Consider the following 23680-nt stretch of genomic DNA (forward strand, 5'->3'; position numbering starts at 1 on the left):
AACTTCCTCCTTTGTTAAAAGATGAGCACTTATCATTTTAATTGAGAATAATTCTCATTTGCTGATTGCTATTATTACGGAGAAACGCTGATTTGTCAATCTTATTTTTTTATTTCCTTTTTTTAGAACTATTGACGAATAGTAGGATTACATTCATAATTGATAAGCATTATCAATCAATTATTTTGGGGACGAATATGGCGAAATTACGAACAGTTGACTTGAGTGTCGGCTATCAAAAACAAAAAATTGTGCAAAATCTAACAATTGAGATTCCAGAAGGGAAAATCATCGGCTTGATTGGTCCGAACGGCAGTGGAAAATCGACATTTTTAAAGGCACTCGCCCGAATTTTACAGCCTTTGTCTGGTGAGGTCCTATTAGATACACAAAACCTCCAGAACATCAAAACCAAAGAAGTGGCTAAAAAGATTGCGCTGCTTTCACAAGTTAGCGACTCATCGATTGGCTTGACGATTCGCGAAATTGTTTCTTACGGTCGTTTTCCCTATCAAAAAGGACTGAATAGTCTATCGGAACAAGATCTTGCAGCGATCGACTGGTCTTTGCAGGCAACTGGTTTGACGGCACTGGCAGAAGAAGTGATCAGTACGCTGTCAGGGGGACAAAAGCAGCGCGTTTGGATCGCCATGGCACTGGCGCAAGATACGGATATCGTGATTTTAGATGAACCAACAACCTTTTTAGATCCTGCGCATCAATTAGAAATTTTGCTCTTATTACAGCAAATCAATAAAACCTATGGGAAAACGATCATTATGTCGATTCATGACCTGAATCATGCGTCACGTTTTTCTGATTATATTTACGCATTAAAAGGTGGAGAGCTTTTGGTTTCCGGTACACCGGAAACGGTGCTGACCAAAGAATGGCTGCAGCGTTTGTTTGAGATCGATGCCGTGTTAGGTACCTTTCCTAATAGTACAAAGCCGCTGGTCTTGACCTATGAGTTAGGAGCGCAGATATGAAAAAGTTTCCTTGGCTGCTGCTGCTTTTTAGTGGCTGCTTTATTATCTGTTTCTTTTTAGCGATCACTCAAGGAGCAGCGGACCTTTCTTTTGAAACGATCTGGGATGCCGTCTTTGCTTTTGATTATGAGAATCAGCTGCATCAAGTCTTGCGCAATATTCGGTTGCCACGTGTTTTGGCTGCTTTTCTAGTAGGAAGTTGTTTTGCTGTTACAGGAGCCATCATGCAGGGGATTACGAGAAATCCCTTGGCAGATGGTGGTCTTTTAGGTGTCAATAGTGGGGCTGCCTTGGGACTAGCGATCGCATTTATCCTCTTTCCTAGTGTGCAACCGAGTCAAGCGGCGCTGTTTTCCTTTTTTGGTGCGTTTGCGGCAACTGGGCTGCTTTTTTTACTGACCAGATACGCCAAACTAGGCATGTCGCCCACGGGACTGATTTTGGCTGGTGTGGCATTAAGTTCTTTTTTCTCAGCCATTAGTCAAACTCTGTCATTGCAATTTGATTTAAACCAAGAGATAGCCTTTTGGTTTATCGGTGGTGCGGCGAATGTGACTTGGCAGCAACTGCGTTTTGTGGGCCCCATCTATCTGATCGCCATCGTTTTTGTGCTACGGCTAGGAAAAGCCCTCAATCTGTTAGCACTAGGAGATGACACCGTCATTTCATTAGGCAAGCACCCGCATCTGATTCGGGCATCTGCCTTACTGTTAGTCGTAGTTTTGGCGGGAATGGCGGTTTCGCTTGTAGGACCGGTCAGCTTTGTCGGCTTAATGGTTCCTCATGTCGTGCGGGGGATGGTGGGCAAAAACTACCAATTAATTTTGCCTTTGACGATCATTGGAGGTGGGACCCTAGTGATGGCCGCTGATCTGGCAGGTCGCTTGATCAATCCCCCTTTTGAGACACCCTTTGGGATACTGATGGCATTGATCGGTGTGCCTTTTCTATTGGTCAAGATACGGAGGGAAGACTGATGAAAAAAACACTCTTTGTTTTTTTTCTACTGGTGATGGCCGCTTTTTTAGGAAGTGTCATGGTGGGAAAAACAATCTTAACCTTTCAGACATTAGGGGCAATCTTTCAAGGTACGGCTTCTTCGAGTCAGGTACTGACGTTTACTGAGTTTCGACTACCACGGGCTTGTCTGGCGCTGATCGCCGGCGGTGCCTTTGGTTTTTCTGGTTTTGTCTTGCAGGGGGTGACGAGAAACGAGCTGGCTGATGCAAGTATCGTAGGAATCAACAATGGCGCGGGTCTCTTTGTAATGATCTACTTAGGGGTTTATACCCAAGGATCGCAGCTTTTACCTGTCGTTGGGATCTTCGGTGGCTTGTTGGCTGCTGTACTGGTCTATTTGATTGCCTATAAACACCGCCAATTGTTGTCGATGGAGCGAGTGCTGCTTGCGGGAATCGCCGTCAATGCAGGGTTGGCCGCGGCTACTTTACTTTTTACGGTGGAATTATCAAAAGACCGCTATCGCTTTGTAACAGCATGGCTTTCTGGATCTATCTGGGGAACCTCGTGGCAGCAAATTACCAGTCTGCTTCCTTGGGTCATCGTATTGTCTGTCGCAGCTTTCTGGACCGTACCTAAACTTAATCTGCTTGGTTTTGGTGAGGAACAGGCAATTAGCTTAGGGGTTTCTTTGACACGGTTGCGGACGTGGTTTTTAGTGATTGCGGTTGGTTTGGCTGCCAGTACGGTTGGCTATACCGGTAATTTAGCCTTTGTGGGCTTATTGGCGCCTCATATCGCCAAGGGACTCATCGGCAGAGAATCTCGCAGTGCCTTTTTCTTAGCGGGAATGATCGGCAGTCTGCTGGTCTTAGTAAGTGATACGATCGGTCGTTTACTATTGACAAGCGGTGAGATCCCAGCTGGTATCATCATTTCTATCGTGGGGGCACCGTACTTTGTCTTTTTACTGATCCGGCGTAAAGAAGGATGAGCAGATAGTCATGATCTTGCCAAGAAATCTGCGATTCTAGTTTGCTATTTGGACACAGTTTTTGGTACTATTTCTGAGAGGAGTGATCCAATGGAAAAACCAGTCATTAGAGAGCACATGATCCAAACATTAAAAAAAATGCCGAGCAAACAAAAGCAGCAGAAAGAAACGGTGATTTTGCAGTTGCTGTTTTCTTCTCAGATTTGGCAAACGGCTAAGTCAGTAGGAGTGATCCGTTCGTTGCCATTTGAATTTGATACAGCGGCTATTTTTGCTAAAGGATTTGAACAAAACAAACGAATCGCAGTGCCGAAAGCACAACAAAAAAAATTGCAGTTTTATCATGTGGAGCCGGCAACGCGTTATGAAACGTCGGCATTTGGGGTTGAAGAGCCGATCAGTGAGCAAGAAGCCCATCACTTGGATTTACTCATTGTTCCCGGCTTGGCTTTTTCGAAAAAAGGCTATCGCATCGGCTTTGGCGGCGGCTATTATGATCGTTTCTTGTCAGCTTTTGATGGCAAGACCGTTTCTTTGGTCTTCGGAGAACAATTCAACGATCAATGGACACCAGATGTATTCGACATTCCAATCGATAAAATCTATACGGATTCGCTTATTCGCACGTAAAGGAGCACGTCAATGAATTCTCAAATGAAAAGATGGCTGAATCAGCCGATCTTCACGTATCTATTTTTAGCTATCCAAACTATTGTGTTTATCTTGGGTTATTTTAGTCCCTCTATTCAATCAGGCGGGGTGATGTTTGGTCCGTTTGTCGTCTATTTAAATGAATATTGGCGTTTCGTTACCCCAATCTTTCTGCATTTCGGGTTGGCACATTTTGCAATCAACTCTGTGATTCTCTATTATATGGGGCAACAAGTAGAAGCCATCTATGGTCATAGCCGTTTTTTTGCCTTGTATTTACTAAGCGGCATCATGGGCAATACCATGAGTTTTGCTTTCAACCAAATAGGGGTTCAATCAGCAGGCGCTAGTACTTCATTATTCGGGCTTTTCGGGGCATTTTTGATTTTAGGTTGGCATTTTAGAAATGATTACCGCATCCAAGCAATGGTACGGCAATTTGCCCTATTCGTTGGATTGAACCTGGTTTTTGGGGTGTTTGATCAAACGATTGATATGTGGGGACACATTGGCGGGATCCTCGGTGGGTTATTGTTAGGGAATCTTTTGGCATTGCCAAAGAACTATGGAAAATATTCGATCCACACCAGAATCCTCTCTGGCGGACTCTTTGTTTTCTTATTGGCTATTTTTGTGATATATGGTTTTAAAAAATATTAATTACTTGTATAATAAGCAGGAAGTGGTTAAATGGAAACGTTATATGACGTACAACAATTACTGAAACAATTTGGTGTTTACGTATATGTCGGCAAGCGGATCTACGATATAGAACTGATGCAAATCGAGTTGAAAAACTTTTATGACAGTCGCTTGATAGATCGGGATGTATATCTGACTGCCCGGCGAATTCTTACGCGGGAGCATCGAATTGAAGAAAGCCGGGAGGAAAACAAGTGATGGACAAAAAAATCATCGGAATTGATTTAGGCGGAACAACGGTGAAATTCGCTATTTTAACGAGCGAAGGCGAGATTCAGCAAAAATGGAGTATTGACACCAATATTCTTGATGAAGGCTCACATATCGTGCCAGAAATCGTGGCATCGATCAATCATCGCCTAGAATTATATGGCTTACAGCCGGAAGCATTTATCGGTATTGGTATGGGGACACCAGGAAGTGTCGACCGTGACAAAGGAACCGTCATAGGTGCCTACAATCTGAACTGGAAAACACTTCAGCCAGTCAAAGAACTGATTGAAAAAGGCACAAAAATCCCATTTGCCATCGATAACGATGCCAATGTAGCAGCTTTAGGTGAGCGTTGGAAAGGGGCAGGGGATAACAATCCTGATGTCATCTTTATCACACTAGGTACAGGTGTTGGCGGCGGTATCATCATGGAAGGGCAATTGCTTCATGGGGTTGCTGGTTGTGCCGGAGAAATCGGTCATATCACTGTTGATCCTGAAGGGTTCGAATGTACTTGCGGCAAACGTGGTTGTTTAGAAACGGTTTCTAGTGCGACGGGTGTTGTGCGAGTTGCTCGACAGTTGGCAGAAGAATATGCTGGCGACTCGGCATTGAAACAACAGCTGGACAATGGGGAAGATGTTTCAAGTAAAGATATTTTTGAAGCGGCTCAAGCAAACGATTCATTTGGCTTGATGGTCGTTGATAAAGTGTGCTTCTACCTTGGGTTGGCATGCGGAAACCTAGGAAACACATTAAATCCATCAAGTATCGTTTTAGGTGGAGGCGTATCGGCAGCCGGTGAATTTTTACGTGAACGGGTTGCTGCCTACTTTGCTCAATTTACCTTCCCACAGGTAACGGAAAGTACTGAAATCAAATTGGCCGAACTTGGGAATGATGCCGGTGTGATTGGGGCAGCATCATTAGCTTTGCAGTTTGCAGCAAAAGCATAGATGACAAGCTGCTAGGCAAGGATAGATTAAAGCAGCATAAATCAAAAAAGAATGTTTGTTACAATAGAGAGGAATAGAAGAAATGACACCAATTATGTGGCTAAACTTGGTTTTGGCATTAATAATCTTAGCAATCGCTTTGAACTGGGCGTATTTTCAAATTATGGGACGCCGTTCAGCAACGATCATCTCAGAAGATGAATTTAAAGCAGGAATGAAGAAAGCCCAAGTGATCGACGTTCGGGAAAAAAATGAATTTGACAGTGGGCATATTTTAGGGGCGCGTAATATTCCCTTTACGGTTTTAACCAATTCCTTCAGCGCATTTCGTAGAGATCAACCAATCTACTTATATGACACGCGTAAATCGTTGAGTATTCGCGCAGCAAATAAATTACGTAAAGAAGGCTTTACCAATGTCTATATCCTAAAAGAAGGGTATGAAGGTTGGAGCGGCAAGACGAAAAAGAAAAATAGTTTATAAAACAGAGAACTCAAGGCAAAAGAACACAAGCAAATTTGAATGAGTGACGAAACACCAAATGGAGTGTTTCAAGTAAGTCATTGTTCAATTTACATTGTGGGCTTTTGCCTTTATTTGAACTTAGGTCTATCGATAAGGAGAGTGTGCGTTGATCAAGCGAAAAAGAATTTATGAAGTGGCGGAAACGACAGATGGCTATCGAGTATTGGTGGATCGCATCTGGCCTAGAGGAATGAAAAAGGAGGCAGCCCAGATCGATCTATGGCTCAAAGCAGTCGCACCAAGTACTGAATTGCGCAAATGGTTTGGGCATGATCCTGAACGTTTTGATGCGTTTAAAGGCCGCTATCTACAAGAATTAGAGAAAGCGCCAGCTAAAGATGCCTTGGCACGGTTAAAAGCGTTGGTTGCTGAACAACAGACCGTGACCTTACTATACGGAGCGAAAAATGAAGAACAAAATCAAGCCGTGATTTTGCAGGACTTACTGGAGAAGGCAGAATGATTACCTAAAAGAGCCGCCAGCCTATTGAAGGCTGACGGCTCTTTGTAGCAAATGATTAGCGGGCAACGCTTTTACGCATCGCACGTTTCCGTTTTTCATCATGATCTGCTTGTTGTTCGTCAATTGGATCAATCACTTGTTTCTTGACCGTCATAACAACACTTGCAGCTGCAGCAACCGTTGCGACTGTTCCTACTAAAAATCCTGAAAGAAATCGTTTCATCATTAAACACCTCGCCTTTAGTTATAGGTTCATTATGAATGAAAACGGAAAAAATATCAAAAAAAATCACTTTTGGGATTGAAAACGCTTGAAATAATTTAGTAAATAATTTACAATAAGTTTACTAAAAAGAAAGTGGGAGTGAGAAAAATGGAGCAATTGCAACAGATATTTATTGATAAATTTGGAACAGCAGGCACAGGCATGTATTTTGCGCCAGGGAGAATCAACTTGATCGGTGAACACACAGATTACAATGGCGGTTATGTTTTCCCGGCGGCAATCACATTAGGGACGTATGCAGTAGCACGAAAACGTGAAGACCAGTTGATCCAACTCTATTCAGAGAATTTTCCAGAAAAAGGCGTGATCTCCTTTCAGTTAGATGAGCTAGATTACCGAAAAGAAGATGATTGGACAAACTATCCGAAAGGGGTCGTTCGTTTCCTAAAAGAAGCGGGGCAAGGGATCGATCGTGGCTTTGACATCGCTTTTTATGGCAACATTCCGAATGGCGCAGGTCTTTCTTCTTCGGCATCGATTGAATTGCTGACGGGGGTTTGTCTAAAAGATCTCTTTGATTTAACTTTGAAGACCTTGGACTTAGTTAAAATCGGCAAAAAAGTCGAAAATGAGTTTATTGGCGTTAACTCAGGGATCATGGATCAATTTGCGATCGGAATGGGTCAAAAAGACCATGCATTGCTTTTAGATACGAACACTTTAAATTATGAAGTCGTACCAGCGGCATTTGGTGATTATGTCGTAGCGATCATGAATACCAATAAGCGCCGCGAATTGGCTGATTCTAAATACAATGAACGACGTGCAGAATGTGAAGAAGCATTAGCTCGTTTGCAAAAATCATTAGCCGTTGATTCATTGGGTGCATTAGACGAAGCAACCTTTTTTGCAAATACAGCATTGATCGATGATCCACGCTTGATCAAACGGGCGAAACATGCAGTGACGGAAAACCAACGGACATTAAAAGCAAAAGCCGCTTTGACTGCTGGTGATCTTGAAGAATTCGGCCAGTTGTTAAATGCTTCGCATGCTTCATTGCGGGATGATTATGAAGTGACAGGGCGTGAACTAGATACATTAGTCGCAGCTGCTCAAGCGCATCCTGCTGTTTTAGGTGCGCGGATGACTGGTGCGGGCTTTGGCGGCTGCGGGATCGCATTGGTCAAAGCAAGTGAATGGGCTGATTTTGAAGCGTCCGTCAAAGCAACCTATTTAGCAGAAATCGGCTACGCAACCGACATTTATCAAGCAAGTATTGATGATGGTGCACGAAAACTGTAGAATAAGAAATGATGAAGGAATTTAGAAAGAAGGCTGAAAATATGGCGATTTTAGTATTAGGAGGAGCCGGCTATATCGGTTCTCATGCAGTCGATCAATTGATCGGACAAGGAAAACAAGTCGTTGTCGTTGACAATTTGCTGACAGGACATCGCCAAGCGATCCATCCAGCAGCAACCTTTTATGAAGGGGATATTCGCGACAAAGCATTTTTACAATCGGTATTTGAAAAAGAAACGATCGATGGCGTGATTCACTTTGCTGCTAGCTCTTTGGTGGGTGAATCCGTAGAAAAACCATTGAAATATTTCAACAATAATGTGTATGGGATGCAGGTCCTCTTAGAAGTGATGAAGGAACATCAAGTGAAACATATTGTCTTTTCTTCTACAGCAGCAACCTATGGGGAACCTGATCATAGTCCAATCACGGAAGAAACCCCAACAAATCCTAAAAATCCTTATGGCGAAAGCAAGTTGATCATGGAAAAAATGATGCGTTGGTGCGATGAAGCCTATGGTATGAAGTATGTCGCATTGCGTTATTTCAATGTGGCTGGCGCGAAGTCGGATGCTTCGATCGGTGAAGACCATGATCCAGAAACACACTTAGTACCGATCATCTTACAAGCTGCTTTAGGACAACGAAAAGAAGTCGCGATTTTTGGGGAGGATTACGATACTCCAGATGGGACTTGTGTTCGTGATTATGTCCATGTCGAAGATCTGATCGCTGCTCACCTGTTGGCATTAGAATATTTACAAAAAGGCAATGAGAGCAATGTCTTCAATTTAGGCAGCAATCATGGGTACTCTGTGAAAGAAATGGTGGAAGCGGCCCGCAATGTAACGAAAAAAGAGATCCCAGCCAGAGTGGCGCCTCGCCGTGCCGGTGATCCAAGTACCTTAGTGGCATCGAGTGAAAAAGCACGAAAGGTTTTAGGCTGGAAACCAGTCTATACCGACGTCGAAGCAATCATCGAGACTGCTTGGAATTGGCATGTCAGCCATCCAAATGGGTATCAAGGGCAGGAGGAATAACCAATGACGATCAGCCAAACAATCAGCGATTTCGTCACTTTAGCAATCAAGGCTGGCGGCTGGATGGAAATGGATCGTGTTTATTTGCAAAACCGAGTACTAGCTATGATCGGGGAAGCTGTTTTTGAGCCCAGCGAAATTCGTTCTGTTGCTCGTTCCTCGATTGAAATGATGGACGAACTGGTGGCATGTGCATTGAGCAATCAGCAAATTGGCGATTCTCACGCAGAAAGAGAAATCTTTGAAGCCCAGTTGATGGACTTTTTGACGCCACCACCTTCAGTAGTCAATGCTTTTTTTGCGCAACATTATGCCAATGATCCTAAAGAAGCGACGGATTATTTCTTTGAGCTGTGCCGTCAAAATGATTACATCAAGACTCGGGCCATCGCTAAAAATATCGTCTTTCCTGTTGATACGGAGTATGGGGAGATCGAGATCACGATCAATTTATCAAAACCTGAAAAAGATCCGAAGCAAATTGCCCAAGAAGGTACCGCTGCTTCTGTAGATTATCCGAAATGTATGTTGTGTTTGGAAAATGAAGGCTACCAAGGAAGGGTCAATTACCCAGCGCGGACCAATCATCGGATCATTCGTATGAATTTGGATAATGAAGCGTGGGGCTTCCAATATTCTCCTTACGCCTATTACAATGAGCATTCGATTTTTCTTTCTTTAGACCATCGGCCTATGAAAATCAATTTGCAAACCTTCGCTCGCTTGTTGCAGATCATTGAAGTGATGCCGCATTATTTTGTCGGGTCCAATGCCGATCTGCCGATCGTTGGGGGTTCGATCTTGTCCCATGACCATTACCAAGGAGGGCGGCATACGTTTGCCATGGCAAAAGCGCCAATCGAACAACACTTTTCTTTGACTGGGTTTCCTGATGTAGCTGCGGGGATCGTGAAGTGGCCAATGTCGGTGATACGATTACAAGCGAAAAACAAACAAAAATTAGCCGCCGCTTGCCAATATGTGTTAGCCCAATGGCAACAGTACTCAGATCCAAGTGTTTCGATCCTTGCTTTTTCAGAAGATGGGACGGCTCATCATACAGTGACACCGATCGCCCGCAAGCAAGGAGAGCTGTTTGAAATGGACTTAGTCTTGCGGGATAATAATGTTTCCAAAGAACATCCTGACGGCATTTTTCATCCACATCAAGAAGTGCAGCATATCAAAAAAGAAAATATCGGATTGATTGAAGTCATGGGTTTGGCAGTTCTCCCACCGCGTTTAGCTCCGGAACTAGAAGAAGTGACTGCTTATCTATTGGATCAGCCCAATCAGATCGCGGCTTACCATATACCGTGGGCAGATGCGATCAAAGCCCAGCACCCAGAATGCAATGCCGAAAACGTGTCGCAGATTTTGCGCAATGCATTAGGAGAAGTCTTTACACAAGTATTGACGCATGCAGGCGTCTTTAAACGAGACCAGACAGGGCAAGCGGCCTTTGCTCGCTTTATAGCTACTTTATAAAAAAGTTCCCCGCAAAAAAAGGAGGCTGGAAGATGGCAACGATTAAAGATATTGCACAACAGGCTGGCGTCTCGCCAGCCACTGTATCACGGGTGCTGAATTACGATTCAGAATTATCGGTCAGTTCTGAAACCAAAGAGAAAATTTTTAAAGCCGCAGAAGCACTCAATTACACAAAACATAAAAAAAAGAGTCAGCCAGAAACCAGTAGTATGCGCTTGATCCAATGGTTTGATACCGAGGAAGAATTAGCGGATCTTTACTATTTAGCGATCCGTATCGGGATTGAAAACAAAACCGAAGAATTAGGGATCCGTTTGCTGAAAGAACCCTATGAAGGATTGTCTGATACCGCCGTCGATGGAACGATCGCGCTAGGGAAATTCGATGATCACCAGATTCGTCAATTGAAAAAAAGCCAATCCAATTTGTTGATGGTCGATTTTGACGCATTGGCCCAGGGCGTCAATTCTCTGGTGGTGGACTTTCAACAAGCGGTCGATTTAGTGATCGATGACTTTATTGCAAAAGGCCACCAAAGGATCGGCTTGTTATCAGGCGTTGAGTTTACCAAGGACCATCACCAAGAAATCGAAGACCCTCGGCGCCGGATTTTTGAGGAACGGCTTCGTCGGTTGAAGTTGCACCACCCGCAATATCATCTCAGCGCACCGTTTACAGTAGAGGGCGGTTATGAGGCGATGAAAGAGTATTTGCAGCAAAACAAAGAGTTGCCAAGTGCCTTATTTGCTTCCAGTGATGCCTTAGCGATTGGCGCTATGCGTGCTTTGCAAGAAAAAAACATCAAGATTCCAGATAAGATCGCAATTATCGGCTTCAATGATGTCAGTGTCGCAAAGTACGTCTTTCCGACTCTGTCAACCATCAAAGTTCATACGGAATGGCTGGGGGAGCTGGCAGTGACGACCTTGCTGGATATCATTACGAATGCAGCACCCGTTCCTCGAAAAGTTACGATCGCAACGGAGCTGATTACGCGCCAATCTTCTTAGCAACCAGTTGAATCATCGGAGGATACCGTTACACACGTCAACTGAGTTTTAATGAAATAACAAAAAAATGAATATCGCCTTACCCGAACCTTTAAACAGCCCCGCTGGTTTGCAACTGCAGCCGTGCTTGCTTTTTTCAAAGGTTCGGGTATTGTTGTCCTATTGCTTTTTTTCTAAACGCAGGCATCTTTTTGGAGACTTGGTTGGGCATTTGATTAGAATATGGTAGAATATGAGAGAGTTTTTTGAATGGGGAGAAGATAGATGAAAACATTAGCGATTGATACCTCAAACCAGACACTGGCGGTTGCGGTGGTCGATGGTCAAGAAGTGTTGGGACAAAGCCAGACGATGGCGATCAAAAACCACAGCACAGCATTGATGCCTGCCATTGATGGATTGATGCAGGCGGTGGGGATGGCCCCTAAAGAGCTGGAGCAAATCGTTGTTGCGAAAGGTCCTGGCTCGTATACGGGTTTGCGCATCGGTGTCACAACAGCAAAAACGCTGGCACAAACATTGAACATCCCGCTGATTGGTGTTTCTAGTTTGAAAGCAGTCGCTGCCAATTGCGTGGGCGTATCGCAAGTGATCGTCCCGTTGTTTGACGCTCGCCGTCAAAATGTCTACGCAGGTGCCTACCAATGGCATAATGGTACCTTAGAAACAAGGATCAAAGACCAGCATATCTCACTGTCTGAGTTATTGACCCAGCTAAAAGCAGTTGATGGTCAAGAAGTGCTATTTGTCGGCGCCGATACCGTCAAATTTAAAGACATGATCGAGGCGGAACTGCCGACAGCCCATATCAATCAAGTGTCGTTTTGGAATTACCCGAATGGCGTTGTTTTAGCTGCTATTGCGAAAGAAGAAGCGCCGGTGGCTTCGATCCATGATTTTGTACCGGACTATTTAAAATTAGTTGAAGCCGAAGAAAAATGGTTAGCCTCGCATGAACCGGGAGTGGATGCCTATGTTGAAAAAATTTAAAACGATGACGGGAAAGTTGGCTCTTTTCCGTCAGATTCAATATCCAGAGCGTAAAAAAGAGATACGAGGGGAAACGTATGTTGTTCGTGAATTAGTCGGTGATGACATTAAAGAGCTGCTGCAGGTGGAGCGTCTCGTGTATGCTGGGGAACTGCCTTGGACCAAGAGCGCCTTTTTGTCAGAACTTTATTCACGGGTCAAACATCTTTATTTGGGCATCTTGCATAATGAACGGATGATTGGGTTTATCGGGGTGCGGATTTTAGGCGCTGATGCCCATATCACTAATATCGCGATCATTCCTGATTATCAAGGAAAAGGGATCGGTTCTTTCTTGATAGGAGAGATGGAACGTTATGCAAGGAAAAACAAATGCGACCGTTTGACATTAGAAGTTCGCCTGGGCAATCGTGATGCGCAACGTTTGTATCGGACCCTCGGGTTTGTTTCACAGGCGATCAAAACGGCGTATTACACTGAAGGCAATGAAGACGCATTGGATATGGTGAAATTTTTAAATGACTAACGAACAAGCAGAACAAACGATCCCGACACCGCAAATGCTCTGGTCATTGGCGGATCAGAGCTATCCCTTTGGCTCGCCTTGGAATCTGCAGCAATTTCAGCAAGATTTGCAAAACAGCAACAGTCGCTATTTGTTTCGTTATGGAAAAACCAACCAAGAGCTGATTGGGTTTCTCTGTTTTCAGCAAGTGCTGGATGAAGCAGAGCTGTTTAATGTAGCGGTTTTACCAGCATATCAAGGGCATGGTTTGGCGAAAGAATTGTTGAAACAAATGGAATCGCTCGTGGAACAAACCGATGGTCGGCGGATCTATCTTGAAGTACGTGTGTCGAATTTACAAGCACAGGCCCTTTATTTGCGCATGGGCTATACGGTCATCGGTCGTAGAAAAAAATATTACAGTCATCCTGAAGAGGATGCGTTGATTATGGAAAAGAAAGTAGGCGGAAAAAAATCAAATGAATGAATTGATTTTAGCCATTGAAAGCAGTTGTGATGAAACCAGTGTGGCAGTGATTAAAAACGGCGACACCATTTTAAGTAACATTGTTGCTTCGCAGATCAAGAGCCACCAGCGCTTCGGCGGTGTCGTACCAGAAGTCGCTAGTCGTCACCATGTCGAACAGATTACTTTGTGCATCGACGAAGCATTGACCCAAGCCAACACACAACCAGAAGAATTATCAGCCGTGGCCGTCACCTATGGTCCAGGGTTGGTTGGGGCACTGTTGATTGGGCTTTCTGCAGCGAAAGCCTTTGCGTGGGCCCACAGCTTACCGCTGATTCCGGTCAATCACATGGCAGGACATATTTATGCAGCTCGCCTAGTGAAGCCATTGGTTTTTCCTTTAATGGCATTATTGGTCAGCGGCGGTCACACCGAATTGGTGTATATGGCAGAAGATGGCTCTTTTGAGATCATCGGAGAAACGAGAGATGATGCCGCTGGTGAAGCCTATGACAAAGTTGGTCGAGTTCTCGGTTTGCCTTATCCTAGTGGGAAAGAAATTGATCGCCTTGCACATCTAGGTAGTGATACGTATCACTTTCCTCGAGCAATGATGCAAGAAGATAATTTTGATTTTAGTTTCAGTGGCTTGAAGAGTTCCTTTATCAACTTTGTGCATAATGCACAGCAAAGAGAGGAAGCATTGTCAGTAGAAAATCTAGCAGCCAGTTTTCAAGCCAGCGTAGTCGAAGTATTGGTTCACAAAACAGTGCGGGCATGCCAAGCCTATCCGGTAAAACAACTGATCGTCGCTGGCGGGGTCGCCGCGAATCAAGGCTTGCGTGACGCTTTACAAAAAGCAATGCAGGAATTGCCGGAGGTAGAACTGTTGATTCCACCGTTGCGCCTTTGCGGAGATAATGCGGCCATGATTGGTGCCTATGCCCATGTTGCGTTGAAAAAGCAGCACCTAGCAGACCTTTCATTGAATGCTGATCCAAGTGTCAGCTTTGCCCATAGGATTTCTTAAGATGATTGCACCTAAGATCCGTTCTTAGGTGTTTTTTTTGTTTCATTTATGAGCAAACAGAAGATATATTTGTATTATATTTCATTATTTGATATTCTGATGTATATTTATTAATTATTTGAGAGGCGGGTATGCAATGACATCAGTTTTTAAAGGACGCAGTTTTTTAGCAGAGAAAGATTTCACAAAAGAAGAACTGCAATATTTAATTGATTTTTCCCAGCACTTAAAAGGGATGAAAGCCAACAATCAACCACATCGCTACTTAGAAGGAAAAAATATTGCACTTTTGTTTGAAAAGAATTCGACACGGACGCGAGCAGCCTTTACGGTTGCAGCGGTGGATTTGGGGGCGCATCCGGAATTTTTAGGGGCCAATGATATTCAGTTGGGGTCTAAAGAATCCGTTGAAGATACCGCCAAAGTATTCGGCCGCATGTTTGACGGGATCGAGTTTCGCGGCTTTAGCCAACAGGTCGTCGAAGATCTGGGCAACTATTCAGGCGTGCCTGTTTGGAATGGCTTAACGGATGACTGGCATCCAACACAAATGATCGCTGACTTTTTAACCATTCAAGAAAACTTCGGTGAACTGACTGGCTTGACCATCGCATACTGTGGGGATGGGCGCAACAATGTCGCCAATTCTTTGTTAGTGACGAGTGCGATTTTAGGGGTCAATATTCATGTCGTCACCCCGAAGGCCTTGCAGCCAGAAGCAAACATTATCGAACAAGCAAAAGCCTATGCTCAGCACTCTGGCGCAAAGATCCTGGTGACGGATGACGTGGATCAAGGTGTTTTAGGCGCTGATGTCGTGTATACCGATGTTTGGGTTTCAATGGGCGAAGAAGAAAAATTTCAAGAGCGGATCGAACAGCTGCTGCCTTATCAAGTAAACCAATCGTTGATGGAAAAAACGCAAAATGACCAAGTGATTTTTATGCACTGTTTACCGGCTTTTCATGATGAACAAACTATTTATGGCAAAAAAGCAGCGCAGGCGTATGGGATTTCTGAGATGGAAGTCACTGACGAGGTCTTTCGTAGCAAGTATGCTCGTCAATTTGATCAAGCCGAAAATCGTTTGCACTCAATCAAAGCGATCATGGCAGTGACTGCCGGGGATCTATTTATTCCTAAAGTATAAAAATAAAATTTTTGAAAAATGCCAGAATCTCGCTAGCCAAACAAACATTTCTTTGCTATACTTTCTGGGAAGTAAATAGCCTTGATTTGATGAAACAAGAGAAGTAGCGATTCGAGTATCAGTTAGCGAGTTCGGGGTGGTGGAAGCCGAATTGATCAGATTGTGAAACGCACTTGTGAGAATTTGCTAAGCAAACGGAATTCTGCCGTTATCAGAAAAAAGTGGGTCCGAATAGGACAATCAGAGTGGTACCGCGGGAAATCTCGTCTCTAGTGCAAGTTATGCGCTAGAGGCTTTTTTGTTTTTATCAATCATTTCTTGCATGAAAAACATACAACTGTTTGCTTGCTTCAAACAACGTTTCATCAAAAAATGGGTTCAGTCATTATAGGAGGGATACTATGAATAACAAAGAAATCGTCGCACAAGCGATCCATCAAGTAGTAAAAGAAGATCTATCGATCGAACAAGTTCAGCAATTACTGGAAAATCCAAAGTCAGCCGACCATGGGGATGTGGCATTCCCAGCCTTCTCGCTAGCAAAAGTCTATCGGAAAGCGCCGCAGCAAATTGCCGCAGACTTAGCAGAAAAAATCGATCAAGCGTCTTTTGAAAAAATTGAAGTGGTCGGTCCGTATTTAAACTTCTTTATGGATAAAAAAGCAATCTCTGCCCATGTCTTAGAGCTGGTTCTCAAAGAAAAAAATCATTTTGGCGATCAAGCCATCGGCAATCAGCAAGCAGTACCGATCGATATGTCTTCACCAAATATTGCCAAACCCATCTCAATGGGGCATTTGCGTTCCACTGTGATTGGTAACTCGATCGGCTTTATTTTAGAAAAAATCGGTTATCAGCCAATTCGCATCAACCATTTAGGCGACTGGGGCACACAATTTGGGAAATTGATCGTTGCCTATAAGAAGTGGGGGTCAGAAGAAGCGGTCAAAGCGGAACCAATCAACGAACTATTACGTTTGTATGTTGATTTTCATGAAGCAGCCGAGACAGATAAGCAATTAGAAGATGATGCGAGAGCTTGGTTCAAGAAACTAGAAGATGGTGACCAAGAAGCAATGGATTTGTGGCAATGGTTCCGTGATGAATCATTAAAAGAATTCAATAAAATCTATGATATGTTGGAAGTTTCCTTTGATTCATTGAATGGCGAAGCTTTCTATAATGATAAAATGACAGAAGTCGTGGAATTATTAGAAGAAAAACACTTGCTAAAAGAAGACCAAGGGGCAGAAATCGTTGATTTGGCTGCCTATGACTTAAATCCGGCGTTGATCCGTAAGTCCGATGGTGCGACCCTTTACATCACACGGGATATGGCTGCAGCGCTTTACCGCAAACGGACCTACAATTTTGCAAAATCATTGTACGTGGTAGGAAATGAACAAAGTTATCACTTCAAACAATTAAAAGCTGTTTTGAAGGAAATGGGCTTTGAGTGGGCAGATGATATGACCCACGTACCATTTGGGTTGATCACCAAAGATGGGAAAAAACTGTCTACAAGAAAAGGCAAGATTGTTCTTTTGGAAGAAGTATTGAATGAAGCGATCGATTCAGCGAAAGAACAAATCACTGAAAAGAACCCAACACTTGAAAACAAAGAAGAAGTAGCAAAACAAGTCGGTGTCGGGGCAGTCGTTTTCCACGATTTGAAAAATGACCGTTTGAATAATTTCGACTTTACGCTAGAAGAAGTCGTCCGTTTTGAAGGAGAAACCGGACCATACGTGCAATACTCTCATGCCCGTGCCATGAGCATTCTTGAAAAAGCCAACTTTGATCCCGCTGCTGTCAGCAGTCTGGCGTTGGCAGACGCTGAGAGCTGGGAAGTTATCAAATTGATTCAGCGCTACCCAGAAACGGTCATGCAAGCGGCGGAAAAATATGAACCATCCGTCATTGCCAAACATGCCATCAAGTTGGCACAAGCCTTTAACAAGTATTATGCCAATGTCAAAATCTTAGCCGAAGATACGGAAAAAGACGCACGTCTAGCTCTTGTTTATGCAGTAACTACTCTATTGAAAGAAGATTTACGGTTGCTTGGTTTACACGCACCCGACAAAATGTAACAAAAAAAGCTGTGCTTCTTGTTTCGACAAGGGCACAGCTTTTTTGTAGTGAAGAATGCAGCTAGATCCTATAGCTGTTTTTGCGCTATAAGACCGCGTGGTTTCTGATAAATTGATAAAAAGTTTCAGCGTCTTCGTCGCTGCGGGAAATCACCGCTACTGTATCAAAGCCCGCCAACGAGCAAACTTTTTCTGGCATGGTCACTTCATCGATCGCTGCCGAAAGCAAAGGCGCATTGTCCGCAACGGTATGGATCAAGGTCATGAATTGCACACGATCTACTTTAGTGACAACGTCTTCGATCATCTGTATCAAACGCTGCTCTTCTTCTTTTTCATCCTCAGAAGCTTGCATTCCTTGAAAAATGACAAACTTTGTCTGACCTGACTCATCGGGCACTTTCACGATTTTCAAATCGCGAATATCGCGAGAAATAGTCGCTTGCGTGGCGGAGACGCCTTGGACTTCCAATTGCTGCAATAATTCTTCTTGCGTGCGTACAGTATGTTCAGTAATGATTTGTCTAATAAGTAAATGGCGATCAGCTTTTCGCATAGGTAAACTCCTTTAAGCATGATTGATTAAGTCAGCCTTATCATAGCAGATAACGCCGAAAAAACCTAGATATTATAAGAAAAGATTTAGAGTGTTAAAAAAAGCTGGATCGTGAATCGTAGTTTTTCATTTGAATCAGTTGCATTTCTTTTTTAGCTACTGTATACTGTTTAAGGCGTGAGTTTTTCACGTCAATCCCACATCTTGTTCCATCTGCGAAGCGGTGCTGATCGATTCAGTTCTTCAAGGAGTAAAAGAGCAAGAGAGGAAAACAAAAAACCAAATTGGAGGAAACACAACATGGCAGTAATCTCAATGAAACAATTACTTGAAGCCGGCGTACACTTTGGTCACCAAACTCGTCGCTGGAACCCAAAAATGAAGAAATATATCTTCACAGAAAGAAACGGCATCTACATCATTGATTTGCAAAAAACAGTGAAATTAGTAGACGCAGCTTACGACTACATGAAAAATGTTGCTGAAGAAGGCGGCGTTGCATTGTTCGTAGGTACTAAAAAACAAGCACAAGAAGCAATCAAAGAAGAAGCAATCCGTTCAGGTCAATACTATGTTAACCATCGTTGGTTAGGTGGAACATTGACAAACTGGGAAACAATCCAAAAACGTGTTGCTCGTTTGAAACAAATCAACAAAATGGAAGAAGATGGTACATTTGCTGTTCTTCCTAAAAAAGAAGTCGTTGGCTTGAACAAAGAGCGCGAACGTCTTGAAAAATTCTTAGGCGGTATTGCTGATATGCCAAGAATTCCAGATGTAATGTACGTTGTTGACCCACGTAAAGAACGTATCGCGATCCAAGAAGCACGCAAATTAAATATCCCGATCGTAGCGATGGTCGATACAAACTGTGATCCAGACGAAATCGATGTTGTTATCCCATCAAATGATGACGCTATTCGTGCCGTTAAATTGATCACTGCGAAAATGGCAGATGCTTTCATCGAAGGTAACCAAGGCGAAGACCAAGTAGCAGAAGAAGATTTTGCTGCTGAATCAATAGAAAACGCAACTTCAATCGAAGAAATCGTTGATGTTGTCGAAGGCGACAACGCATCAGCTGAATAATAAATGATGGAGCTGTTTCAAAGGCTAGGCGCCAAGCCTCACTCTCCTTTGAAACAGCTTTTTTTAAAGACAAGCAATCTTGTTTAAAAACATTTAGGAGGAAACAAAAAATGGCAGAAGTAACAGCTAAATTAGTAAAAGAATTACGCGATATGACTGGTGTAGGAATGATGGACGCAAAACGTGCATTAGTTGAAGTAGAAGGCGACATCGAAAAAGCCGTTGACTTATTACGTGAAAAAGGTATGGCAAAAGCTGCGAAGAAAAACGACCGTATTGCTGCTGAAGGTTTAGCATCTGTAGCAATCAACGGCAACACAGCAGCAATCGTTGAAGTGAACTCAGAAACTGACTTCGTTTCTAAAAACGAAATGTTCCAAGACTTAGTAAAAGAAATCGCTGAAGTAATCGCAGCGAACAAACCAGCTGATATGGATGCTGCTTTAAAATTAGAAACCTCTAAAGGCACAATGGATGCTGCGTTGATCGAAGCAACACAAGTAATCGGAGAAAAAATCAGCTTCCGTCGTTTTGAAGTTGTTGAAAAAGATGACAATGCTGCTTTCGGCGGTTACCTACACATGGGCGGACGTATTGCGGTGTTGACTGTTCTTGAAGGAACAACTGACGAATCAGTTGCGAAAGATGTTGCAATGCACGTTGCAGCGATCAACCCTCGCTACGTGAACGAAGCACAAATCTCTCAAGAAGAATTGGATCATGAAAAACAAGTCTTGACAGAACAAGCATTGAACGAAGGCAAACCAGCGAACATCGTTGAAAAAATGGTTGAAGGACGCTTGAAGAAATTTAAAGCAGAAATCGCTTTGGTTGACCAACCATTCGTTAAAGACCCAGATATGACAGTTGAAAAATATGTTGCATTAAAAGGCGCAACTGTGAAATCTTTTGTCCGCTTTGAAGTCGGCGAAGGTATCGAAAAACGCGAAGACAACTTCGTTGAAGAAGTAATGAGCCAAGTGAAAAAATAATTCTGTTCCTCGAACAGATGGGAACGCATGGAAGTGCGCTCCCTTTTTTTAAGCAAAAACGGTTTTTGAAGAAATAGTGTAGATAATTTTCAACGAAAGAGCACCAATATGCTACAATAGTATTGGAGAATGTACGGAGGAATCATGATGGGCAAACCAAAATATCAACGTGTTGTATTAAAATTAAGTGGTGAAGCATTAGCGGGTGACGAAGGCTTTGGGATCAAACCACCGACCATCCAGGAGATCGTTAAAGAGATCAAGGAAGTCCACGAATTAGGTGTACAGATGGCGATCGTGGTCGGCGGCGGAAACATTTGGCGTGGACAAATCGGTGCGCAAATGGGGATGGAAAGAGCCCAAGCTGATTACATGGGCATGCTAGCGACTGTGATGAATGCTTTAGCATTACAAGATACACTAGAAAACGCTGGTGTACCAACGCGTGTCCAAACTTCAATCGAGATGCGTCAAATCGCTGAGCCTTATATTCGTCGTAGAGCAGAACGCCACTTAGAAAAAGGACGGGTCGTCATTTTTGCTGGCGGAACCGGGAATCCTTATTTCTCAACTGATACGACCGCAGCCTTACGGGCAGCTGAAATCAACGCCGATGTCATTTTGATGGCAAAAAACAATGTTGATGGCGTCTACTCAGCAGATCCTAAAACGGATCAAAGTGCTGTGAAATTTGAAGAATTGACTCATTTAGAAGTCATTTCCAAAGGATTGCAAGTAATGGATTCAACCGCAAGTTCATTAAGTATGGACAACGATATTCCATTAGTCGTATTCAACTTGAATGAGCATGGAAACATTCGCCGCGCCATTTTAGGTGAACATATTGGAACGACAGTAAGGGGGAAATAACATGGCTGACAAAATTTTAACAGAAGCAAAAGACAAAATGAAAAAAGCAGCAGAAAACTTGCAGCGGGAACTAGGACAAATCCGTGCTGGCCGCGCGAACGCGAGCATCTTAGACCGCGTAATGGTTACTTACTATGGTGTACCAACACCCTTGAACCAAATGGCTTCAATTACGATTCCAGAAGCAAGAATTTTGATGATCACACCTTTTGACAAAACAATGATCCAAGAAGTTGAAAAAGCCATCATGCAAAGTGATATTGGTATCACGCCTGCCAATGACGGAACAGTGATTCGTTTGGTGATTCCTCAATTAACGGAAGAACGCCGTAAAGAATTAGCAAAAGACGTGAAAAAAGAAGCTGAAAATGCGAAAATCGCCGTCCGTAACATTCGTCGGGATGCCATGGAAGCTTACAAGAAACAAGAAAAAGCTGGCGACATCACAGAAGATGATTTGCGGGAATCTGAAAAAGAAGTGCAGACTGCTACAGATAACAGCATCAAAGAAATCGATGCCATCGCAGCTGAAAAAGAACAAGAATTACTTGAAGTTTAAAAGGAATGACGAAGAGTCGCTTCAGCGGCTCTTTTTTTATGGGCGAAACTATCTCATGTACTTGAATATGACAGCTGTTTTTTTGTTTTTTCTTAATATGGAAATCTTTTCTTGGTTTTCATAGGCAAGAAATCTGATTATTGTTATAATGTAAAAGATGAATTTCAAGAATTGGAAGAGGAGCGAATACGATGCTGCGTTTTTTTCCACAAAAAGACAAATATATCAAAGAAGCGGCTGAACATGAATTTGATCCATCACTGCCGATTCCCCAACACATCGCGATCATTATGGATGGTAACGGCAGATGGGCGCAAAATCGGCGCTTGCCAAGAGTAGCTGGCCACAAAGAAGGCATGGAGACGGTAAAGAAAATCACGAAACACGCTTCACACTTAGGTGTGAAGGTATTGACGCTTTATGCATTTTCGACAGAGAATTGGAAACGGCCGAACGAGGAAGTAGACTTTTTGATGCAACTACCAGTCGACTTTTTCGACACCTTTGTTCCTGAGCTAATCAAAGAAAATGTTCAAGTCAAAGTGATGGGGTTCACGGATTCTTTACCCCTACACACGCAAGAAGCGGTCAAGCGAGCGATCGACCAAACCAAAGACAATACGGGAATGATCTTGAATTTTGCTTTGAATTATGGCAGCCGCGCAGAAATTTTGACAGCTGTCCAAGCGCTTTATGAAGAACTCTCGGCTTCCGGCGAAGCCCTACCAGAGCTCACGGAAGACATGCTGGGGACGCATTTGATGACTGGTTTTTTACCAAGCCCTTTGCGGGATCCTGAATTGGTGATTCGAACGAGTGGTGAGGAACGTGTCAGTAATTTCTTGTTATGGCAGATTGCATACAGCGAGTTATTCTTTACGAAGGCGCTCTGGCCTGATTTCGATGCTGCGTTATTAGAGGACGCGATTGGGAGCTTTCAACAACGAAACCGGCGTTTTGGCGGTTTGAAAACAGAGGAGGAAGAAGAGTGAGACAACGTGTAATCACTGCGGTCGTCGCATTAGCCTTTTTCCTGCCAATTATTTATGTTGGCGGTATTGCCGTCGAATTGCTGGCAGCAGCAATGGCAGGAATTGGTGTTTATGAATTATTTCGGATGAAAGGACTAGCTATTTTCAGTTTTGAAGGAATTCTTTCAATCCTCGGAGCGGTGATCTTAGTTTTGCCTCAAGAACGCTGGTTTTTCTTTTTGCCAGAGGGGACAGATAAAAGTGCCTTGTACTATCTGATCGTTCTTTTGTTACTAGGGATCGCGGTTATTTCGAAAAATACGTATACCATCGATGAAGCTGGGTTTCCGGTGATCGTTAGCTTATATACCGGTGTCGGGTTTGAACGTTTCTTGACGGCACGGTCAGCAACGGATGGATTAGTTGTTTTAGTTTTCGGGCTGTTTATCGTGTGGGCAACGGATATTGGGGCTTACATGGTGGGACGGCGTTACGGCCAACGAAAATTATGGCCGGAGATTTCTCCTAATAAAACCATCGAAGGGGCCCTAGGCGGGATTGCTGCTGCGGTGGTCGTAGCTGGTTTGTATCTATTAGCATTTCCTGGGAAAGATTATTTTGGACACGGTAGTGCCATCATGATTTTATTGACGGTCCTCTTTTCGATCGCTGGGCAATTTGGTGATTTAGTGGAATCCGCGATCAAACGTCACTATGGCGTGAAGGATTCAGGGAATATCCTGCCAGGTCACGGAGGAATCTTAGATCGCTTCGACAGCATGTTGTTTGTGTTTCCAATCATGTATTTATTCGGTGTCTTTTAGAAAATTTTTAAGAAGTGCAGGCTTGGCTTGCGCTTCTTTTTTTAAATTCTTGTTAC

27 protein-coding genes and 1 other annotated feature are annotated in these 23680 nt (G+C 43.4%); of the genes, 25 read left to right on the top strand and 2 right to left on the bottom strand.

Annotated elements, in window-relative coordinates; all coding sequences use genetic code 11:
- Nucleotides 1–197: 197 nt before the first annotated feature.
- The 9 genes from A5877_RS14220 to A5877_RS14260 all read left to right on the top strand — a co-directional run bounded on the left by A5877_RS14220 (nucleotide 198) and on the right by A5877_RS14260 (nucleotide 6454).
- Nucleotides 198–989 (top strand): ABC transporter ATP-binding protein, encoded by a 792-nt coding sequence (locus tag A5877_RS14220; RefSeq protein WP_061053916.1) that lies wholly within the window; start codon nucleotides 198–200, stop codon nucleotides 987–989.
- Nucleotides 986–1966: an iron ABC transporter permease gene (locus A5877_RS14225; RefSeq protein ID WP_005237040.1), complete on the top strand. Its 981-nt coding sequence runs from the start codon at nucleotides 986–988 to the stop codon at nucleotides 1964–1966. Before A5877_RS14220 ends, A5877_RS14225 begins: the two co-directional genes overlap by 4 nt.
- On the top strand, nucleotides 1966–2943 hold the full coding sequence (locus A5877_RS14230) for an iron ABC transporter permease (RefSeq protein ID WP_016621237.1): 978 nt from the start codon (nucleotides 1966–1968) through the stop codon (nucleotides 2941–2943). The genes A5877_RS14225 and A5877_RS14230 overlap by 1 nt, the downstream gene beginning before the upstream one ends.
- Nucleotides 2944–3033: 90 nt before the next feature.
- Nucleotides 3034–3573: a 5-formyltetrahydrofolate cyclo-ligase gene (locus A5877_RS14235; protein WP_086299630.1), complete on the top strand. Its 540-nt coding sequence runs from the start codon at nucleotides 3034–3036 to the stop codon at nucleotides 3571–3573.
- 12 nt (nucleotides 3574–3585) lie between these two features.
- Nucleotides 3586–4254 (top strand): rhomboid family intramembrane serine protease, encoded by a 669-nt coding sequence (locus A5877_RS14240; RefSeq protein WP_005237037.1) that lies wholly within the window; start codon nucleotides 3586–3588, stop codon nucleotides 4252–4254.
- Nucleotides 4255–4284: 30 nt separating this feature from the next.
- Nucleotides 4285–4494 (top strand): YqgQ family protein, encoded by a 210-nt coding sequence (locus A5877_RS14245; RefSeq protein ID WP_005229394.1) that lies wholly within the window; start codon nucleotides 4285–4287, stop codon nucleotides 4492–4494.
- Nucleotides 4494–5465 carry an ROK family glucokinase gene (locus tag A5877_RS14250; protein WP_008381084.1) on the top strand — a complete coding sequence of 324 codons (972 nt, stop codon included), beginning with the start codon at nucleotides 4494–4496 and terminating at the stop codon, nucleotides 5463–5465. Before A5877_RS14245 ends, A5877_RS14250 begins: the two co-directional genes overlap by 1 nt.
- Nucleotides 5466–5547: 82 nt before the next feature.
- Nucleotides 5548–5949 carry a rhodanese-like domain-containing protein gene (locus A5877_RS14255; protein WP_005237036.1) on the top strand — a complete coding sequence of 134 codons (402 nt, stop codon included), beginning with the start codon at nucleotides 5548–5550 and terminating at the stop codon, nucleotides 5947–5949.
- A gap of 148 nt (nucleotides 5950–6097) precedes the next feature.
- On the top strand, nucleotides 6098–6454 hold the full coding sequence (locus A5877_RS14260) for a DUF488 domain-containing protein (protein ID WP_016613158.1): 357 nt from the start codon (nucleotides 6098–6100) through the stop codon (nucleotides 6452–6454).
- Between the two features lie 55 nt (nucleotides 6455–6509).
- Here the strand turns inward: A5877_RS14260 and A5877_RS14265 are convergent, their stop codons facing one another.
- Nucleotides 6510–6677 carry a DUF3042 family protein gene (locus A5877_RS14265; RefSeq protein ID WP_017144401.1) on the bottom strand — a complete coding sequence of 56 codons (168 nt, stop codon included), beginning with the start codon at nucleotides 6675–6677 and terminating at the stop codon, nucleotides 6510–6512.
- A 150-nt stretch (nucleotides 6678–6827) separates the two neighbouring features.
- On the opposite strand from A5877_RS14265, the gene A5877_RS14270 reads away from it, so the two are divergent.
- The 10 genes from A5877_RS14270 to argS all read left to right on the top strand — a co-directional run bounded on the left by A5877_RS14270 (nucleotide 6828) and on the right by argS (nucleotide 17763).
- Entirely contained in the window at nucleotides 6828–7985 is a 1158-nt protein-coding gene (locus A5877_RS14270) for a galactokinase (protein ID WP_008381089.1), read from the top strand.
- Between the two features lie 41 nt (nucleotides 7986–8026).
- The gene (galE, locus tag A5877_RS14275) at nucleotides 8027–9025 is read left to right on the top strand and encodes a UDP-glucose 4-epimerase GalE (protein ID WP_081118772.1); all 999 of its coding nucleotides are present in this window, start codon (nucleotides 8027–8029) and stop codon (nucleotides 9023–9025) included.
- A gap of 3 nt (nucleotides 9026–9028) precedes the next feature.
- Nucleotides 9029–10513, top strand: coding sequence for a UDP-glucose--hexose-1-phosphate uridylyltransferase (gene galT / locus A5877_RS14280; protein ID WP_086316997.1), 1485 nt, complete (start codon nucleotides 9029–9031; stop codon nucleotides 10511–10513).
- A 32-nt stretch (nucleotides 10514–10545) separates the two neighbouring features.
- The gene (locus tag A5877_RS14285) at nucleotides 10546–11526 is read left to right on the top strand and encodes a LacI family DNA-binding transcriptional regulator (protein ID WP_008381095.1); all 981 of its coding nucleotides are present in this window, start codon (nucleotides 10546–10548) and stop codon (nucleotides 11524–11526) included.
- A 264-nt stretch (nucleotides 11527–11790) separates the two neighbouring features.
- Nucleotides 11791–12516 (top strand): tRNA (adenosine(37)-N6)-threonylcarbamoyltransferase complex dimerization subunit type 1 TsaB, encoded by a 726-nt coding sequence (gene tsaB, locus A5877_RS14290; RefSeq protein ID WP_005237009.1) that lies wholly within the window; start codon nucleotides 11791–11793, stop codon nucleotides 12514–12516.
- Nucleotides 12500–13042 (top strand): ribosomal protein S18-alanine N-acetyltransferase, encoded by a 543-nt coding sequence (gene rimI / locus A5877_RS14295; protein WP_008381099.1) that lies wholly within the window; start codon nucleotides 12500–12502, stop codon nucleotides 13040–13042. Before tsaB ends, rimI (A5877_RS14295) begins: the two co-directional genes overlap by 17 nt.
- The gene (rimI, locus tag A5877_RS14300; protein WP_086316999.1) at nucleotides 13035–13508 is read left to right on the top strand and encodes a ribosomal protein S18-alanine N-acetyltransferase; all 474 of its coding nucleotides are present in this window, start codon (nucleotides 13035–13037) and stop codon (nucleotides 13506–13508) included. Before rimI (A5877_RS14295) ends, rimI (A5877_RS14300) begins: the two co-directional genes overlap by 8 nt.
- On the top strand, nucleotides 13501–14520 hold the full coding sequence (gene tsaD, locus A5877_RS14305) for a tRNA (adenosine(37)-N6)-threonylcarbamoyltransferase complex transferase subunit TsaD (protein WP_016621244.1): 1020 nt from the start codon (nucleotides 13501–13503) through the stop codon (nucleotides 14518–14520). The genes rimI (A5877_RS14300) and tsaD overlap by 8 nt, the downstream gene beginning before the upstream one ends.
- Nucleotides 14521–14656: 136 nt before the next feature.
- Entirely contained in the window at nucleotides 14657–15670 is a 1014-nt protein-coding gene (argF, locus tag A5877_RS14310; protein ID WP_086317002.1) for an ornithine carbamoyltransferase, read from the top strand.
- Nucleotides 15671–15750: 80 nt separating this feature from the next.
- Nucleotides 15751–15944 (top strand) — a binding site (T-box leader).
- Nucleotides 15945–16071: 127 nt separating this feature from the next.
- On the top strand, nucleotides 16072–17763 hold the full coding sequence (gene argS / locus A5877_RS14315; RefSeq protein WP_086317004.1) for an arginine--tRNA ligase: 1692 nt from the start codon (nucleotides 16072–16074) through the stop codon (nucleotides 17761–17763).
- Between the two features lie 85 nt (nucleotides 17764–17848).
- On the opposite strand, the gene A5877_RS14320 is transcribed toward argS, so the two are convergent.
- A complete protein-coding gene (locus A5877_RS14320; RefSeq protein WP_005236999.1) occupies nucleotides 17849–18319 on the bottom strand; it encodes an arginine repressor in 471 nt (156 codons plus the stop codon).
- A 300-nt stretch (nucleotides 18320–18619) separates the two neighbouring features.
- On the opposite strand from A5877_RS14320, the gene rpsB reads away from it, so the two are divergent.
- From rpsB to A5877_RS14350, 6 genes are all read left to right on the top strand, one after another.
- Nucleotides 18620–19408 (top strand): 30S ribosomal protein S2, encoded by a 789-nt coding sequence (gene rpsB, locus A5877_RS14325; RefSeq protein ID WP_086317006.1) that lies wholly within the window; start codon nucleotides 18620–18622, stop codon nucleotides 19406–19408.
- A 110-nt stretch (nucleotides 19409–19518) separates the two neighbouring features.
- Entirely contained in the window at nucleotides 19519–20400 is an 882-nt protein-coding gene (gene tsf / locus A5877_RS14330; protein WP_086317008.1) for a translation elongation factor Ts, read from the top strand.
- Nucleotides 20401–20547: 147 nt separating this feature from the next.
- Nucleotides 20548–21270, top strand: coding sequence for a UMP kinase (gene pyrH, locus A5877_RS14335; RefSeq protein WP_005229433.1), 723 nt, complete (start codon nucleotides 20548–20550; stop codon nucleotides 21268–21270).
- A gap of 1 nt (nucleotide 21271) precedes the next feature.
- Nucleotides 21272–21829, top strand: a complete 558-nt coding sequence (gene frr, locus A5877_RS14340) for a ribosome recycling factor (RefSeq protein WP_005229434.1) — start codon at nucleotides 21272–21274, stop codon at nucleotides 21827–21829.
- A gap of 191 nt (nucleotides 21830–22020) precedes the next feature.
- On the top strand, nucleotides 22021–22821 hold the full coding sequence (locus A5877_RS14345; RefSeq protein WP_005236994.1) for an isoprenyl transferase: 801 nt from the start codon (nucleotides 22021–22023) through the stop codon (nucleotides 22819–22821).
- Nucleotides 22818–23624, top strand: coding sequence for a phosphatidate cytidylyltransferase (locus tag A5877_RS14350; RefSeq protein ID WP_005236992.1), 807 nt, complete (start codon nucleotides 22818–22820; stop codon nucleotides 23622–23624). Before A5877_RS14345 ends, A5877_RS14350 begins: the two co-directional genes overlap by 4 nt.
- The last annotated feature ends 56 nt before the right edge of the window (nucleotides 23625–23680 follow it).

This window comes from Enterococcus sp. 3C7_DIV0644, from assembly GCF_002141235.1.
GTDB lineage: Bacteria > Bacillota > Bacilli > Lactobacillales > Enterococcaceae > Enterococcus_D > Enterococcus_D entomosocium.

Excerpts from the sequence above, each read along its gene's own strand:
- A5877_RS14220 (WP_061053916.1), top strand. The coding sequence starts at position 198 with ATGGCGAAATTACGAACAGTTGACTTGAGTGTCGGCTATCAAAAACAA.
- A5877_RS14225 (WP_005237040.1), top strand. The coding sequence starts at position 986 with ATGAAAAAGTTTCCTTGGCTGCTGCTGCTTTTTAGTGGCTGCTTTATT.
- A5877_RS14230 (WP_016621237.1), top strand. The coding sequence starts at position 1,966 with ATGAAAAAAACACTCTTTGTTTTTTTTCTACTGGTGATGGCCGCTTTT.
- A5877_RS14235 (WP_086299630.1), top strand. The coding sequence starts at position 3,034 with ATGGAAAAACCAGTCATTAGAGAGCACATGATCCAAACATTAAAAAAA.
- A5877_RS14240 (WP_005237037.1), top strand. The coding sequence starts at position 3,586 with ATGAATTCTCAAATGAAAAGATGGCTGAATCAGCCGATCTTCACGTAT.
- A5877_RS14245 (WP_005229394.1), top strand. The coding sequence starts at position 4,285 with ATGGAAACGTTATATGACGTACAACAATTACTGAAACAATTTGGTGTT.
- A5877_RS14250 (WP_008381084.1), top strand. The coding sequence starts at position 4,494 with ATGGACAAAAAAATCATCGGAATTGATTTAGGCGGAACAACGGTGAAA.
- A5877_RS14255 (WP_005237036.1), top strand. The coding sequence starts at position 5,548 with ATGACACCAATTATGTGGCTAAACTTGGTTTTGGCATTAATAATCTTA.
- A5877_RS14265 (WP_017144401.1), bottom strand. The coding sequence starts at position 6,677 with ATGAAACGATTTCTTTCAGGATTTTTAGTAGGAACAGTCGCAACGGTT.
- A5877_RS14270 (WP_008381089.1), top strand. The coding sequence starts at position 6,828 with ATGGAGCAATTGCAACAGATATTTATTGATAAATTTGGAACAGCAGGC.
- galE (WP_081118772.1), top strand. The coding sequence starts at position 8,027 with ATGGCGATTTTAGTATTAGGAGGAGCCGGCTATATCGGTTCTCATGCA.
- galT (WP_086316997.1), top strand. The coding sequence starts at position 9,029 with ATGACGATCAGCCAAACAATCAGCGATTTCGTCACTTTAGCAATCAAG.
- A5877_RS14285 (WP_008381095.1), top strand. The coding sequence starts at position 10,546 with ATGGCAACGATTAAAGATATTGCACAACAGGCTGGCGTCTCGCCAGCC.
- tsaB (WP_005237009.1), top strand. The coding sequence starts at position 11,791 with ATGAAAACATTAGCGATTGATACCTCAAACCAGACACTGGCGGTTGCG.
- rimI (WP_008381099.1), top strand. The coding sequence starts at position 12,500 with ATGTTGAAAAAATTTAAAACGATGACGGGAAAGTTGGCTCTTTTCCGT.
- rimI (WP_086316999.1), top strand. The coding sequence starts at position 13,035 with ATGACTAACGAACAAGCAGAACAAACGATCCCGACACCGCAAATGCTC.
- tsaD (WP_016621244.1), top strand. The coding sequence starts at position 13,501 with ATGAATGAATTGATTTTAGCCATTGAAAGCAGTTGTGATGAAACCAGT.
- argF (WP_086317002.1), top strand. The coding sequence starts at position 14,657 with ATGACATCAGTTTTTAAAGGACGCAGTTTTTTAGCAGAGAAAGATTTC.
- argS (WP_086317004.1), top strand. The coding sequence starts at position 16,072 with ATGAATAACAAAGAAATCGTCGCACAAGCGATCCATCAAGTAGTAAAA.
- A5877_RS14320 (WP_005236999.1), bottom strand. The coding sequence starts at position 18,319 with ATGCGAAAAGCTGATCGCCATTTACTTATTAGACAAATCATTACTGAA.
- rpsB (WP_086317006.1), top strand. The coding sequence starts at position 18,620 with ATGGCAGTAATCTCAATGAAACAATTACTTGAAGCCGGCGTACACTTT.
- tsf (WP_086317008.1), top strand. The coding sequence starts at position 19,519 with ATGGCAGAAGTAACAGCTAAATTAGTAAAAGAATTACGCGATATGACT.
- pyrH (WP_005229433.1), top strand. The coding sequence starts at position 20,548 with ATGGGCAAACCAAAATATCAACGTGTTGTATTAAAATTAAGTGGTGAA.
- frr (WP_005229434.1), top strand. The coding sequence starts at position 21,272 with ATGGCTGACAAAATTTTAACAGAAGCAAAAGACAAAATGAAAAAAGCA.
- A5877_RS14345 (WP_005236994.1), top strand. The coding sequence starts at position 22,021 with ATGCTGCGTTTTTTTCCACAAAAAGACAAATATATCAAAGAAGCGGCT.